We start from the raw sequence: 13,542 nt of genomic DNA on the forward strand, positions 1-13,542 counted from the left end.
GTTCGGCTCGAAGACTAGGCCTTCACAAGCCTTCTTAAAAATATAATCTGTCGAAGATTGCCTTCGCGCTTATAGAACGCTTCACCGCCATGGATTCACGCCAGCTCCGCTATTTCATCGCCGTCTACGAGCAGCGGAACCTGTCGCGCGCGGCTGACCAGGTGAATGTCGCCCAATCCGCGCTCAGCCATCATATCTCGAATCTGGAGGCCGAATTCGCAACGCCGCTGTTCGAGCGCAAGTCGCGTGGCATGGACCCGACCGCGGCCGGCGAGCGGCTCTACGAGCACGCCCGCATCATCCTGCGCGCGATGGCGGAAGCCGAGACCGAGGTGCGCGAAGGCGCCCGCGTCATTGCCGGCGAGATCTCGATCGGCATGGCCCATTCCGGCGTCAAGGCGATCGGCGTGGAGCTGATGCGCACGGTGCTGACCAAATATCCCAAGCTGAAGCTGTCACTGACCGAGAGCCTGTCCGGCGCGACGCTGATGCATTTGATGATCTCCAATGTCGATCTGGCGCTGGTCTACAATCCGCCGTCGGAGAAGGAGCTGATCACGGAAGCCGTGCTGGAAGAGGAGATGTTCCTGGTCGGCATTCCAAAGCTGGTCGGCAAGAGCAAAACCCCGATCCGCTTCGAGGAGCTGAGCCGGCTGCCGCTGATCCTGCTGCGTTACGGCCTTGGCCTGTCCTCGCGCGCGCTGCTGGACGATCCGGTCCTGCTCAAGCGGCTGGAAGGCAGCGCGATCCTGCACGCCAATTCGATTACGGGCATGACCGGTGCGCTGGTGGAGGGGCTCGGCTGCACCATCGCGACAAAGCTGTTCGCGCGGGAGGAGCTCGCCGCCGGTCGCCTGGTCGCGCGCGAAGTGATCGCCCCGAAGCTCACTCGCACGCTCTATCTCTGCCGCCTGCGCAATCGCCCGATGACTTACGCGATGGAAGAGATGCGCCGGTTGATGCTGGCGCTGATCGCGGAACAGGTGCGCGCTGGGGCCTGGCAGGCGGAGCTGGTGGAGTGAGCTCACGCGCGGATAGCTTCGTTCGAAAATCTCGAACGCTCCGATCGATATGTTCGTCTGGATTTCTGGCTTCGACCGGCCAACATGGCGCGGTCCGGCAGAGCTTGCGACAAACAACCGAGATGAGCCGCCGGGAACCGCGCGCGATCGGCGCGCCACGGGGAGGCCATCATGAGCGTTGTCGGCATCGACACGGGCTTTGAGCTCGGCGCTGCACCATCCGGACCGGACGAGATCTCGCGGCGGCTCGAGGCAATGCCGGCGACGGGCTATGTCTGGCGCCTCGTCGTCCTGCTCTCGCTCGGCGGCTGTTTCGAGATCTACGATCTGTTCCTGACCGGCTACATCGCGCCGGGTCTCAGCCGCAGCGGATTGCTCTCCACGACGACAACGGCCTTCTTCGGCTTCTCCGGCATCGGCGCCTTCGTCGCCGCGACCTTTGCCGGCCTGTTCGTCGGCACCTTCTTTCTCGGCTTCCTCGCAGACCGTTTTGGCCGCCGCGCGATCTTCACCTATGCCCTGCTCGGCTACACGGCGGCGTCGGTGATCATGGCCTGCCAGACCTCTTCGGAAGGCCTGTTGCTCTGGCGCTTCCTCGCCGGGATCGGCATCGGCGTCGAGGTCATCACCATCGATGCCTACATCACCGAGCTCGTGCCGAGCCGGATGCGTGGACGCGCCTTTGCGGTGAACCAGTCGATCATGTTCATCGCCGTGCCGATCGTCGCCTTCCTCGCTTGGTGGCTAGTGCCGCTCGCGCCTTACGGCGTCGAGGGCTGGCGCTGGGTGGTGCTGATCGGCGCCGCCGCCAGCATGATCATCTGGGTGCTCAGGCTGTTCCTGCCCGAAAGCCCGCTCTGGCTGGCACGTCATGGCCGCACCGAAGAGGCGTTCCGCATCCTTGCAACGCTGGAAGCCCGAGGCGGAGGTGCAGCGCCGGGCCCCTCAGCTTCGCTGGCGCGGCCAGCAGCGCAAACAGCCGCCCGCATCAACTTCGCCGATCTGTTCCGCCCGCCCTATCTCTCGCTGGTCGTCCTGTTCATGGTGTTCAATCTCTGCCAGGCCTTCGGCTTCTACGGCTTTGCCAATTGGGTACCGACGCTGCTGGTGGAGAAGGGCATCACCGTCACCAAGAGCCTGCAATATTCCTTCATCGTCGCCTTCGCCTATCCGATCGCGCCGCTGCTGGCCGCAAGCTTCGCCGACAAATTCGAGCGCCGCTGGATCATCGCCGGCGCCTGCATCGCCATCATCGTGTTCGGCATGGCGTTCGCGCAATTGACCGAGCCTCCCCTGCTGATCGTCTGCGGCGTGCTGCTGACGGCCTGCAACACGACGATGTCCTACGCCTATCACGCCTACCAGACCGAGGTGTTCCCGACCCAGATCCGCGCGCAGGCGTCCGGCCTTGTTTATTCCATGAGCCGGCTGAGCGCGACGTTCTCCGGATTCATCGTCGCCTACATGCTGAGGGAGGCCGGCGTCACCGGCGTGTTCGGCCTGATCACCGTGGCAATGCTGATCGTGGTGATCGCGATGGCGCTGTTCGGCCCGAACGTGCGCGGCAAGGCGCTGGATACGGTGTGACCCAGGCCCCTCCTCGTCATTGCGAGCGAAGCGAAGCAATCCAGAATCCCACCGCGGAGTCAGTCTGGATTGCTTCGTCGCAAGAGCTCCTCGCAATGACGGAGGAGAAAGCCTCTCCCCCGCAACGGCGGGAAGAAGACGGAGCGTCTGCGCCTACGCCGCGAGAAAATCCTTCAACGCCGCGCCGTTGGGGACGCCGAGGCCGGAGCAGGCATCCCAGCCGGGACCGGCCTTGTACATGCCGTGAAGATCGCCGGTGATATCGTTGTTGCCGACCGTGATGTCCCGGAACACGCCATGCGCATGCGAGGCGTAGATCAGCGGATTGATGAAGCCGACCGTCTTGCCGAATTTCTTGGTCGTGGCCTCGTTGATGCGGGCGATCAGTCCGGCCATCAGCGGCGCAACTGCGCTGGTGCCGCCGATCGTGGTCATGACACCATTGAGGAAGATCTGGTAGCCGGTCGCGGGATCCGCATCGCCGGAAACGTCGGGCACGCCGCGTCCGACCGAATGCGACGGTGATTTCGGCACATGCGCGTTGGCCTGGTATTGCGGCCTGGGGAATACGATGCTGACGCCGCCGCCACCCGCGCCATCCTGCGCACCACCGTTCCAGACGCTCTCGGTGATCGTGCCATTCGAGGCCTTCAGATTGGTCCCGCCACAGGCCAGTGCAAACGGGCTCGAGGCCGGGAAATCGGCGTGCGGCTTGCCGTCCCATCCGTCGGCCATGTCAGCGGAGCCGTTGTCGCCGGACGCCACACAGACGGTAACGCCCATCGCGGCGGCATCACGGATGGCCTCGTTGAGGCCATCGACGAATTGCTGTGAGCCCGCGGGATCTTCCGGTCCGCCCCAGCTGATCGAGATCACCGAGGGTTTTCGCGCGGTGTCGTGGACGGCGGCCTTCACCGCGTCGATGAAGCCATTGGTGGTGTTGGGCGCGAAATAGACCACGATCCTGGCACCGGGCGCGATCGCGCCGGCGACCTCGATGTCGAGCACGACCTCGCCGTCGGCTTCGGAATGGCCAGGCTTGTTGGCGCCGCCATCGACGCTCGCCGGTGCGATCTGCGGCATCGGGATGCCCGCCTTCTTGAAGAAGGTTTTCAAATCCGAGGTCTTGTAGCCGGCGCCCGTGGGATGACCCTTCTGGTCGATGTCGTTGAGCTCGATGATGGCGATGCACTGCCCGGCGCCGGTCTCGCCGCCCGGGAAATCGTAGAGCTTTGCGATCTGCTTGACCGAGAAACTGCCACCCTGGCCTGCGCGCGCGGTCGCGCCCTTGGTCGACCCTTTCTTGGCCAGCTTGCGCCGGAAATGCGGCTGCGCCACCGGCCGGTTGTCCAGGCCATGCACGCCGACCACGATGCCCTCGAGCTCGGCCGGGATTTGCACGTTGCCCTTGCGCATGCGATAGGTCGCGCCGTCGTGCTTGACCTTGTTGAGCTTGACGCCGAAGGCCGCGGACATCGCCTTCACCGTGCCGGTGAGCTTCACCGTGCGGGAGGCCAGGTGCACGCTCTTGACGTTGAGCTCGTGGTGATGCGCGAATTCATCGATCTTGGCGACGTCGGCCGTATCCGCGCCCATCTGCTCCGCGAATTCGGTGCGGGAAAGCTATTCCCGCTCGCGCGGCGGTTGCGCGCCGAGCGCCATCACCTGCTCATCGTCGGCGCGCTTGGCGCGCAGGCGAACGCTGATCTCGATTTCCTGCTTGGGATCGGCCGCGCCGACGAGCTTGGCTCCCTTCGGCAATTTCCGGGCGCTGTTCACCAACGCGACTTTCTTGGTCGAGCTTGCCATGACTTCCTCCGTTTGTGATTGGAAGGCGGATTGTCGCTTCTCAACTATAGGTGTAATCTCAGCGGCGGATTGGTGCAGGCAATTGATCGATTTTTTCAAAAGAAGTCTTGTTTCGCAGAGTAAAGCTTCGCTGCTCCAAATCGGCACGAAATCGGTCAATAGTCCGGACCATTCGATGCCTACATTTTCGATCTAAGATTGCAACCGTCGTCTGGCTTGGCCGACCAGTGAAGGACGTTTGCCGACAACAGATGCTTGTCAAAAGCAATTGGCGGAGATCGCGTGATGCCTGCTGACCGCAAATGGGTTGAGAAAAATCTCGGATTCGATCCAATCACCACGCCGCCGCCGCGCCAGACCTTCGTGGTCAAGCGCATCGCGGATGCCGCCGTGAAGAAGACCGCGAAGGTCGTGCCAGAAGACTTTCAGCGCGAGATCATCGATTTCGATTCCGAATCGACCGAAGGCCGCGCGTTCATGGCCTTCTCGACCGCGACCGGGCTGTCGCGCTTCACCGACATTTCCTGGCCCAAGGGGCTTGCGCCGCAAACCGGACCGAAGCCCGCAGGCAACGGCAAGGGCCCGCTGCCGCGCGCCGATGTGCTGGTCGTGACCTGGACCGTTGACGAGGGCCACGCGCTCAGCCGCGTGCTGACGCCGGGCAAGGACTCGCACAACGACTACGTGCCCTACACCCACAACTACGCGACCGTCTCGAAGAAGATGCGCAACGGCTGCCCAGCCAAGGAGCTCAAGCGGCTCGGCGCCTTCTGGACCACGACGATCGGCAAGAAGAAGGTCGTGGTGTTCAAATCCGATTCGCACATGTCGCAGGACGGCCCGCAGCTGCCGAACATCGACGTCTGGCGCCAGATCATCACCGAGGTCCGCGCTCGTAATCACGACGGGCACCGCCGGTGGCATCGGCAAGCAGGTCGAGGTCGGCGACGTCATCGTCAGCCCGATCGTGCGCTTCGACTGCATCTCGAAGTTCAAGAGACAGCCCTTTGGGCAGGCGCATTTCTCCAGCAAGCCGGCGGTGAAGAAGAAGTTCGCGCAGGCCAAGATGCTGTTCAGGGCCAATGCCGGGCAACTGCCGAAGACAAACACAAGGCTCCCAAAATCTTCGTCGTCGCGCCGAGCGGCCTGTCATCCTCCGTGGTGACCACCGATTTCTTTGGCTTCGACACCTCGGACAATCATTTCAAGCTTCAGGGGCTCGGCGACGTCTCAGAGATGGGCGATGCCATTCTCGGCCTCGTCGCCCAGCAGATGGGTGTCAAGGCGCCGCGCTGGCTTGCGATCCGCAACGTCTCCGACCCCAGATCAAGGCCGAGGGCACGCTGAAGCAGCAGGAACAGGTCGCTGCCCAGATCTACAAGGGGTTCGGCCGCTGGAGCACGGTCTGCAGCGCCATCACCTGCTGGGCGAGCATTGTGGCCGAGCGTTAGGGCATGATCTGGAAAGAAAAATGTGACGCGGTTTTCCGACAAGATCATGCCCAAAGCATAAAGCCGCGGCCGCCAGCGGGTCAGCCTCCCTTGCCGAAGCCGCCTGGTGTGTCTACCTCTCGCGGGTGGTTTCGTGAGAGGGTTCCCATGCTGGATGCCGCCGTGAAGGCGCTGTCGCAAATGATGTCGCCGCCGATGCGCTCGATCCTGTGGCGATCGATCGGGCTTGCGCTGGTGCTGATCGTCGTGCTGGCGATCGGGTTGCAGCGGCTGCTGAGCTGGTTCGCGACCTATGGCGAGGTCTGGCTGGAGGGCCTGCTCGGGCCGAGCTGGCACTCGTCCCTGGAGGTGCTGGCCTGGATCATCTCGATTGCGGCCGGCCTCGGCGTCGTGTTCGGCAGCGTGTTCCTGATGCCCGCAATCACCTCGCTGGTAGCGAGCTTCTTCGTCGACGACGTCGCCGACGTCGTCGAACGCGAATATTATCCGGCGGAGCGGCCGGGCACGGCACTGCCGTTCAGCCAAGCGATCTTCGAGGGCATCAAAACCGCGCTGCTGACCATATTGGTCTATCTCGTCGCGTTGCCGCTGGTGTTTCTGGCCGGCGCCGGTTTCCTGATCTTCTTCCTCGCCGCCGCCTGGCTATTGGGCCGCGAATATTTCGAGCTCGCCGCGATGCGCTTCCGCTCGCCGGAGGACGCCAAGGCAATGCGGCGCGACAATGCCGCGACGATCTTCACCGCGGGCCTGTTCATTGCGGCCTTCGTCTCGATCCCGATCGTCAATTTGGCGACGCCGATCTTCGGCATGGCCTTCATGGTTCACATGCACAAGCGGCTATCGGGATCGCGGCCCGAGTTGATCGAGCCGGCGCGGCAGATGCGGTGACGTTTCCTAAGTCACCCGCACCCCGCATTTTCTCAGCAGCATCTTGGCGAAGCCGAACGGCGCCGGGGTGAACGGTCCCGGTGGCGCGCGGGTGATCAGGGCGATGAAGCCGAGCGCGGCCATCGCCAACCAGAAACAGAGCCAGAAGCCATCGATATAAGCGAGCACGTTGGCCTCGCGCCGCACGAAACTCGCAAGCGTGCCGACCGCCCGCGCCTGCGCCGAGCCGGCGCCATGAGCGGCGAAGTGATCGGCGAGCTGTTTCAGCGCGCGCACCACATTGGCGTCGCCGACTTCGAGGTTCTGGCCGAGATAGAAGGAATGGACCTGCTCGCGGACGCGCAGCCACGTTCCCATCAGCGCCACGCCGATCTCGGCGCCGCCAAGCCGCATGATCTGGATATAGGCGGCAAACGACGTCGCGCGGCTCGGATCGGAATTGGACAGCGCGATGATGATGAGCGGCAACAGCGTGGTCGACTGGCCGACCGCCTGCAGCAGGACGATGCCGACAAAATCCTCGCGCGCCCAGTCATGGGTGAGCTGGGTGCCCCAGAGATTGGCGGCCGCGAAGCAGGCAAATCCCACCACCGTCACCGCGCGCGCATCGAAATAGCGGAGTAGCCGGATCGAAACAGGCACCAGCACGAACATCGGCAGCGCGCCATAGGTGAGCAGCAGCAGCCCGCTCTGCTCCGGCCTCAGCAGAACGACGTTACCGAGGAAGTTCGGCACCAGCGACGAGTTGGAGAGCGAGGTCAGCGTGTAGAGCAGGATTGCCACCAGCGACAGCCCGATGTTGCGCGAGAACAGCACGTTCACATGCGCCCAGGGCTGCGGCACCAGCGACTCGTTGATCAGGAATGCGACAAACAGCACACCGCCGCCGGCCAGCAGCGCCATCACGGTGCCGGAGCCGAGCCAGTCCAGACGATTGCCCTGGTCGAGGCCGGCATAAATCATGCCGACTCCCGCGCCGAGCAGCAGCATGCCGCCCCAATCGGCCTCGCGCAGCAGCGCGCGATTGACCGGCTCGCTCGGCGTTCCCAGATAGACCATCAGGCCCATCAGCGGCGCGATCACGACGCTCTGCCAATACAGCCATTGCCAGCCGAGATGATCGACGTAGAAGCCGACCAGTGAGGTCGAGCTGTCCAATGCAAAGCCGACGCGGATCGAATAGAGCGCGATCGCCGGCAGCCACCAGCGGATCGGCAGATTGCGGAACACGATCATCAGCGTGGCCGGCACGAAGGTGCCGAGCAGCAGGCCATGCACGACGCTGAGCGCGATCAGCGTCGGATAGTCGCGCACGAAGGGAACGATCAGCGAGACGATTGCATAGACGAGGCTCGGAATGCCGAGCACGCGGCGCAAGCCGAACACGGTCGCAAGCCACGCCACGGCCGGCGCGATAAAAATCTGCGAGCCGATGCCGGCGGTGGAGAGCCAGGCGCCTTCATCGAAGCTGAGTCCGAACGCACCCCGTAGATCGGGCAGGCCGACCGTGGTCAGCCGGCTGTCGAAATTGGCGAGGAATGAGCCGAGCAGCACGGCGGCGACCGCAAACAGCGGCTGCGCCGCGACGCCACCGCGCGAGACGGGTCCGTGGCCGGCATCGTCATTTTCCGCCATCTGCGCCCTTTGTGTCGATCCTGGTGACGACCGACATGCCCGGCACGAGCCGCGCCAACAGCGGCTGGTTGTCGTCGAGCTGGATGCGCACGGGAATGCGCTGCACGACCTTGGTGAAATTGCCGGTCGCATTGTCAGGCGGCAGCAGCGCGACCTGCGCGCCGGTCGCGGGCGCGATGCGCTCGACCCTGCCGCGCAGCCTTTCGCGCGGAAAACTGTCGACGGTGATCTCGACCGGCTGACCCGGCGCGACGTGCGTGAGCTGGGTCTCCTTGTAGTTCGCGATCACATAGACCTTCGGCAGCGGCACCACGTTGATGAGGTTGGTGCCGATATTGACGTAATCGCCGGGCTGCACCTGGCGCTCGCCGACGACGCCGTCGAACGGCGCCGTGATTTGGGTGTAGCCGAGCTTGAGCTTGGCGCTCGCCAGCGTCGCCTTGGTGGCGTCGAGATCGGCGGCGCGCTGCTTCTTGGTGCCCTGCAGGACCTCGAGCTGATGCTGCTGGGCAGCGATCACGGCGCGGCTCGCGCGCACGTCGGCCTGCGCCTTGGCAAGGCCCGCGACCGCCTGCTCGAGTCGCTGCCGCGTGCCGGCTTCGGTCTGCGTCAGCGATTGCTGGCGCTCCTGCTCCTGCTTGGCCTCGACCTCCAGTGCTTCGGCCGACAGCCGCGAGGCCTCGGCCTGCGCGATGGTCGCATATTGCAGCTCGATCTGGTTGGCCAGATTATCGAGCACGGCTTGCGCGGCGGCGACCGCCGCCTCGGACTGCGCGACCTGAGCCTCGTAATCGGCGGGATCGATCTGGATCAGGAGATCGCCGGCCTTGACGCGCTGGAAGTCGGTCACCGCGACAGTCAGCACCTCGCCGGAGACGCGGCTCGCAAGCCGTGTCAGCTCGGCACGGACATAGGCGTCGTTGGTGGTCTGGACCACGGCATTGCCGACCCATTCATCAAAACGGAGCGTGGCCAGCGCGACGAAGGCGAGCGCGACGATCACGGCAAACAGCGGGATCGCGAGCCGGCTCCAGAGCGAGCTCGCCGGCCGCTGCGTCGGCTTGGGCGGCGGGGCCGGTGTGGCTGCGGGCGGTGGCGACGAAATTTGTTCCTGCTGACTCACGATAGGCCCCCAAAACGCTCCGCTCTCACCCCTGTCGTTCCGGGATGGTCCGAAGGACCAGACCCGGAACCTCGAGATTCTCAGGTGCGCAACTGCGCACCATAGTTCGCCTCTTCGAGGCGCCCCGGAATGACGGACATTGCCATCACACCGTCTTCTCCGGCCATCGGCAGAGATCGTTGATCAGGCAAACCTCGCAGCGCGGCTTGCGCGCGAGGCAAGTATAGCGGCCGTGCAAGATCAGCCAATGATGGGCGTGCAGCATGAATTCGGCCGGGATCACCTTTTCGAGACCAAGCTCCACTTCGAGCGGCGTCTTGCCGGGTGCGAGCCCGGTGCGATTGCCGACGCGGAACACGTGCGTGTCGACCGCCATGGTGTGCTCCCCGAAAGCCATGTTGAGCACGACGTTGGCGGTCTTGCGTCCCGCGCCCGGCAGCGACTCGATCTCGGCACGCGTGCGCGGCACCTCGCCGCCGAAATCGCTGAGCACTTTGGCCGACAGCGCGATCACGTTCTTGGCCTTGGCGCGGTAGAGACCGATGGTCTTGATGTACTCGCGCAAGCGTTCTTCGCCGAGGTCGAGCATCTTCTGCGGCGTATCGGCGATCTCGAACAATGCGCGCGTCGCCTTGTTGACGCCGGCATCGGTTGCCTGTGCCGACAGCACCACGGCGACCAGCAGCGTGAAGGGATTGAGGTGTTCGAGCTCGCCCTTCGGCTGGGGATTGGCTTTGCGGAAACGGCTGAAGACTTCGTGGATCTCAGCGGGGGTCCAAGGTTTTATGGTCTTGGGTGATTTCTTGGCCGGCGCCGATTTCTTAGCGGAAGGCTTTGCCGTGGCCGCCTTTGCCTTTTTCTTCGGCATCGCCGCTTTGCGCGGGGCCGGCTTGCGGGTGATTTTCGCCATGATCGGGATATACTGAGGGACGATGAGCACAGGCAATGAAATTGAGCGCCAAGATTGCGAAGGTCATGCAGAGCAGCAGATCTTCTCCGCGCTGCTGACGCCGCACCGCTCGCTGAACCGCACCGGCTTCCTTGCCGTGATGCTGTTCCTGAGCGTCGTCAGTTTCGTCACCGGAATTGTCTTCCTGATGAAGGGCGCCTGGCCGGTGCTCGGCTTTTTTGGCCTCGACGTTCTCGTCGTCTGGTGGGCTTTCAAGGCCAATTTCCGCACCGCGCGGGCGCGCGAGGAGATCACGGTCACGACGTCCGAGTTGCGCGTGCGGCGCGTCAGCCATCGCGGCCAGGTCGCCGAATGGACCTTCAATCCGCTCTGGGTCCGCCTCGACATGGAAGTCGACGAGGATTTTGGCATCGATCATCTCTATTTAATTTCGCGCGGCCATCAGATCCAGATCGCAAGGTTCCTCGGACCGGAGGAAAAGTCTAGCTTTCACAAAGGGTTGGTTGAGGCCCTAAACGCCGCCAAGCGCGGCCCGACCTACAATCCGGTGACCTGAGCCCAGTCAGAAATCGGGTGGTTTCACACCCCTGCCGCGCCTACATTTCCGATCATGATGACACTCGCCATACATGACCAGCGCCTGGCCAGGCCGGGCCACCAGAACGCCGCGCTGCGCGATTATGATTCCGTGCGCCGGGCAATCGCTTTCATCTCGGAAAAGTGGCGCGCGCAGCCGACCATCGAGGCGATGGCGGATGCGGCCGGCGTCACGCCGGATGAGCTGCACCACCTGTTCCGCCGCTGGGCCTCGATCACGCCGAAGGCCTTTATGCAGGCACTGACGCTTGACCACGCCAAGGGTCTGCTGCGGGACTCCGCCAGCATCCTCGACGCGGCGCTCGACTCCGGCCTCTCGGGCCCGGGCCGGCTGCACGATCTCTTCGTCACCCATGAAGCGATGTCACCGGGCGAGTGGAAGAACGGCGGCGCGGGCTTGACCTTGCGCTACGGCTTCCATCCCTCGCCGTTCGGCACCGCGATCGTGATCGCGACCGATCGCGGTCTCTCGGGGCTTGCCTTCGCCGATCCCGGCGAAGAGAAGGCCGCGCTGGCCGACATGACGCGGCGCTGGCCGAAGGCCACGTACGTCGAGGATCACGAAGGCACCGCGCCGCTGGCGCAGCGCATCTTCGACACAAAGCTGTGGCGGCCGGACCAGCCGTTGCGGGTGGTGATGATCGGCACCGATTTCGAGGTGCGGGTGTGGGAGACGCTGTTGAAGATCCCGATGGGACGCGCGGTGTCCTATTCCGACATCGCCTGCAACATCAACAATCCGAAGGCCTCGCGCGCGGTCGGCGCAGCCGTCGGCAAGAACCCGGTCTCCTTCGTCGTGCCCTGCCACCGCGCACTCGGCAAGAGCGGCACGCTCACCGGCTATCACTGGGGCATCACCCGCAAGCAGGCGATGCTGGGCTGGGAAGCCGGGCAGCTGGGGGTGCAGTAAGGACCTCTGCAGTAGGGTGGGCAAAGGCGTAAAGCGCCGTGCCCACCATCTTTCTAAACCGCTGACGCTTGGTGGGCACGCTTCGCCTTGCCCACCTACAGCTCCGCCCTTGCGGCGAAAACCTAGCCCGCCAGATCCAGCTTCGACGCCACGGTCGAATCCGCGTTGAGCCGATAGATGATCGGCACGCCGGTGGCGAGCTCGCGCTTCAAAATGCCTTCGGGCGACAGCTTTTCCAGCACCATGATCAGCGCGCGCAGCGAGTTGCCGTGAGCGGCGACAAGCGTGCGTTTGCCGTTGAGCACGCCAGGCAGAATCTCCTGAACGTAATACGGCAGCGCCCGCGCCAGCGTGTCCTTCAGGCTTTCGCCGCCGGGCGGCGGCACGTCGTAGGAGCGGCGCCAGATCAGCACCTGGTCCTCGCCCCATTTCTTGCGCGCGTCGTCCTTGTTGAGGCCGGAGAGATCGCCATAGTCGCGCTCGTTCAGGGCGAGGTCCTTCGATGTCGGCAGGCCCTTCTGGCCGAGCTCGCCAAGAATGATGTCGAGCGTGTGCTGCGCGCGCGTGAGCACCGAGGTGTAGGCGACGTCGAACACGAGGCCCTGTGCCTTCAGCTTGTGGCCGGCTTCCGAGGCTTCCTTCACGCCGAGCTCGGTGAGATCAGGATCCTTCCAGCCCGTGAACAGGTTCTTCAGATTCCAGTCGCTCTGGCCGTGCCGCACCAGCACGAGAAGACGTTCGCTCATTGACTAATTCCGTTGCTTGCTTGGTTCAGATGTCAGTGAGGCCGAGCACGTCGGCCATGGAGTAATGCCCCGGCTTCCTGCCGTGTGCCCACAGCGCCGCCTTCAGCGCGCCGTGCGCGAACAGCATGCGGTCCTCGGCGAGATGTGACAGCGTCAGGCGCTCGAACGGGCCGAGGAAGGTCACGCTGTGCTCCCCGGCAACGGTGCCGCCGCGCAAGGACGCAAAGCCGATCGCGCCCGGCTTGCGCGCGCCGGTGATGCCGTCGCGGCCACGTTCCGCATTGCCCTCGAGCGAGATTCCACGACCGGCCGCGGCAGCCTGGCCCAGCATCAGCGCGGTACCGGAGGGCGCATCGACCTTCATGCGGTGATGGGTTTCGACGATCTCGATGTCGAAATTCTCGTCAAGCGCCTTGGCGACGCGCTTGACCACCGCGGCAAGCAGATTGACGCCCAGGCTCATATTGCCTGATTGCACGACGACGGCGCGATTGGTGACGCTCTTGATCACGGCGTTATCGGAGGCCGACAGGCCAGTGGTGCCGACGACGTGCACGATGCCACGCTCGGCCGCGATCGCGACGTTGGCGATGGTCGCGGCCGGCACGGTGAAATCGAGGATGCCATCGGCCTCTTTCGACATCGCCCAGAGGTCAGCGGACACCTTGATGCCATTGGCCGGGAGGCCTGCGAGCACGCCGGCATCCTTGCCGAGCAGCTCCGAGCCCGGCGCCTCCAGGGCGCCCGCCAGCACCGCGCCCTTGCTGTCGGCAATCGCCCGCGTCAGGGCACGGCCCATCCGGCCGCCGGCTCCAGCAACAATCAAGCGCATGTCTGACATGATGTGATCCTCTCAGCGCCGTT

General features: G+C 64.3%; 13 protein-coding genes. 6 read left to right on the forward strand and 7 right to left on the reverse strand.

Annotation, left to right across the window (positions count from 1 at the left end):
• Nucleotides 1-89: 89 nt before the first annotated feature.
• Both JJC00_RS00965 and JJC00_RS00970 read left to right on the forward strand, forming a co-directional pair.
• Entirely contained in the window at nt 90-1,022 is a 933-nt protein-coding gene (locus tag JJC00_RS00965) for a LysR family transcriptional regulator (RefSeq protein ID WP_200470929.1), read from the forward strand.
• 171 nt (nt 1,023-1,193) lie between these two features.
• Nucleotides 1,194-2,609 (forward strand): MFS transporter, encoded by a 1,416-nt coding sequence (locus JJC00_RS00970; protein WP_200470930.1) that lies wholly within the window; start codon nt 1,194-1,196, stop codon nt 2,607-2,609.
• 153 nt (nt 2,610-2,762) lie between these two features.
• Here the strand turns inward: JJC00_RS00970 and JJC00_RS00975 are convergent, their stop codons facing one another.
• Complete coding sequence (locus JJC00_RS00975) at nt 2,763-4,205, reverse strand: S53 family peptidase (protein WP_200470931.1); 1,443 nt, start codon at nt 4,203-4,205, stop codon at nt 2,763-2,765.
• 27 nt (nt 4,206-4,232) lie between these two features.
• The gene (locus JJC00_RS00980) at nt 4,233-4,577 is read right to left on the reverse strand and encodes a hypothetical protein (RefSeq protein ID WP_200470932.1); all 345 of its coding nucleotides are present in this window, start codon (nt 4,575-4,577) and stop codon (nt 4,233-4,235) included.
• Nucleotides 4,578-4,703: 126 nt separating this feature from the next.
• Here JJC00_RS00980 and JJC00_RS00985 point away from each other — a divergent pair, with 126 nt between their 5' ends.
• Nucleotides 4,704-5,765, forward strand: a complete 1,062-nt coding sequence (locus JJC00_RS00985; RefSeq protein WP_246774055.1) for a hypothetical protein — start codon at nt 4,704-4,706, stop codon at nt 5,763-5,765.
• A gap of 251 nt (nt 5,766-6,016) precedes the next feature.
• Nucleotides 6,017-6,757, forward strand: a complete 741-nt coding sequence (locus tag JJC00_RS00990; protein WP_200470933.1) for a sulfate transporter family protein — start codon at nt 6,017-6,019, stop codon at nt 6,755-6,757.
• Nucleotides 6,758-6,763: 6 nt separating this feature from the next.
• Here JJC00_RS00990 and JJC00_RS00995 read toward each other — a convergent pair whose 3' ends face one another.
• The 3 genes from JJC00_RS00995 to nth all read right to left on the reverse strand — a co-directional run bounded on the left by JJC00_RS00995 (nt 6,764) and on the right by nth (nt 10,425).
• Nucleotides 6,764-8,392, reverse strand: coding sequence for an MFS transporter (locus JJC00_RS00995; RefSeq protein WP_200470934.1), 1,629 nt, complete (start codon nt 8,390-8,392; stop codon nt 6,764-6,766).
• On the reverse strand, nt 8,379-9,515 hold the full coding sequence (locus tag JJC00_RS01000) for an HlyD family secretion protein (RefSeq protein WP_200470935.1): 1,137 nt from the start codon (nt 9,513-9,515) through the stop codon (nt 8,379-8,381). The genes JJC00_RS00995 and JJC00_RS01000 overlap by 14 nt, the downstream gene beginning before the upstream one ends.
• Before the next feature lie 145 nt (nt 9,516-9,660).
• Nucleotides 9,661-10,425 carry an endonuclease III gene (gene nth / locus JJC00_RS01005; RefSeq protein WP_200470936.1) on the reverse strand — a complete coding sequence of 255 codons (765 nt, stop codon included), beginning with the start codon at nt 10,423-10,425 and terminating at the stop codon, nt 9,661-9,663.
• 22 nt (nt 10,426-10,447) lie between these two features.
• Here nth and JJC00_RS01010 point away from each other — a divergent pair, with 22 nt between their 5' ends.
• Complete coding sequence (locus JJC00_RS01010; protein WP_200470937.1) at nt 10,448-10,981, forward strand: DUF2244 domain-containing protein; 534 nt, start codon at nt 10,448-10,450, stop codon at nt 10,979-10,981.
• A 54-nt stretch (nt 10,982-11,035) separates the two neighbouring features.
• Nucleotides 11,036-11,932: a methylated-DNA--[protein]-cysteine S-methyltransferase gene (locus JJC00_RS01015; RefSeq protein ID WP_200470938.1), complete on the forward strand. Its 897-nt coding sequence runs from the start codon at nt 11,036-11,038 to the stop codon at nt 11,930-11,932.
• Between the two features lie 122 nt (nt 11,933-12,054).
• Here JJC00_RS01015 and JJC00_RS01020 read toward each other — a convergent pair whose 3' ends face one another.
• Nucleotides 12,055-12,678, reverse strand: a complete 624-nt coding sequence (locus tag JJC00_RS01020) for a 2,3-bisphosphoglycerate-dependent phosphoglycerate mutase (RefSeq protein ID WP_200470939.1) — start codon at nt 12,676-12,678, stop codon at nt 12,055-12,057.
• Between the two features lie 25 nt (nt 12,679-12,703).
• The gene (dapB, locus tag JJC00_RS01025) at nt 12,704-13,519 is read right to left on the reverse strand and encodes a 4-hydroxy-tetrahydrodipicolinate reductase (protein WP_200470940.1); all 816 of its coding nucleotides are present in this window, start codon (nt 13,517-13,519) and stop codon (nt 12,704-12,706) included.
• Nucleotides 13,520-13,542 lie beyond the last annotated feature (23 nt).

Source organism: Bradyrhizobium diazoefficiens (genome assembly GCF_016616885.1).
GTDB classification, from domain to species: Bacteria; Pseudomonadota; Alphaproteobacteria; order Rhizobiales; family Xanthobacteraceae; genus Bradyrhizobium; species Bradyrhizobium diazoefficiens_F.

What these genes read in the sequence shown, in the direction of transcription:
- JJC00_RS00965 (WP_200470929.1), top strand. Translation starts at nt 90, where the DNA reads ATGGATTCACGCCAGCTCCGCTATTTCATCGCCGTCTACGAGCAGCGG.
- JJC00_RS00970 (WP_200470930.1), top strand. Translation starts at nt 1,194, where the DNA reads ATGAGCGTTGTCGGCATCGACACGGGCTTTGAGCTCGGCGCTGCACCA.
- JJC00_RS00975 (WP_200470931.1), bottom strand. Translation starts at nt 4,205, where the DNA reads ATGGGCGCGGATACGGCCGACGTCGCCAAGATCGATGAATTCGCGCAT.
- JJC00_RS00985 (WP_246774055.1), top strand. Translation starts at nt 4,704, where the DNA reads ATGCCTGCTGACCGCAAATGGGTTGAGAAAAATCTCGGATTCGATCCA.
- JJC00_RS00990 (WP_200470933.1), top strand. Translation starts at nt 6,017, where the DNA reads ATGCTGGATGCCGCCGTGAAGGCGCTGTCGCAAATGATGTCGCCGCCG.
- JJC00_RS00995 (WP_200470934.1), bottom strand. Translation starts at nt 8,392, where the DNA reads ATGGCGGAAAATGACGATGCCGGCCACGGACCCGTCTCGCGCGGTGGC.
- nth (WP_200470936.1), bottom strand. Translation starts at nt 10,425, where the DNA reads ATGGCGAAAATCACCCGCAAGCCGGCCCCGCGCAAAGCGGCGATGCCG.
- JJC00_RS01010 (WP_200470937.1), top strand. Translation starts at nt 10,448, where the DNA reads ATGAGCACAGGCAATGAAATTGAGCGCCAAGATTGCGAAGGTCATGCA.
- JJC00_RS01015 (WP_200470938.1), top strand. Translation starts at nt 11,036, where the DNA reads ATGATGACACTCGCCATACATGACCAGCGCCTGGCCAGGCCGGGCCAC.
- JJC00_RS01020 (WP_200470939.1), bottom strand. Translation starts at nt 12,678, where the DNA reads ATGAGCGAACGTCTTCTCGTGCTGGTGCGGCACGGCCAGAGCGACTGG.
- dapB (WP_200470940.1), bottom strand. Translation starts at nt 13,519, where the DNA reads ATGTCAGACATGCGCTTGATTGTTGCTGGAGCCGGCGGCCGGATGGGC.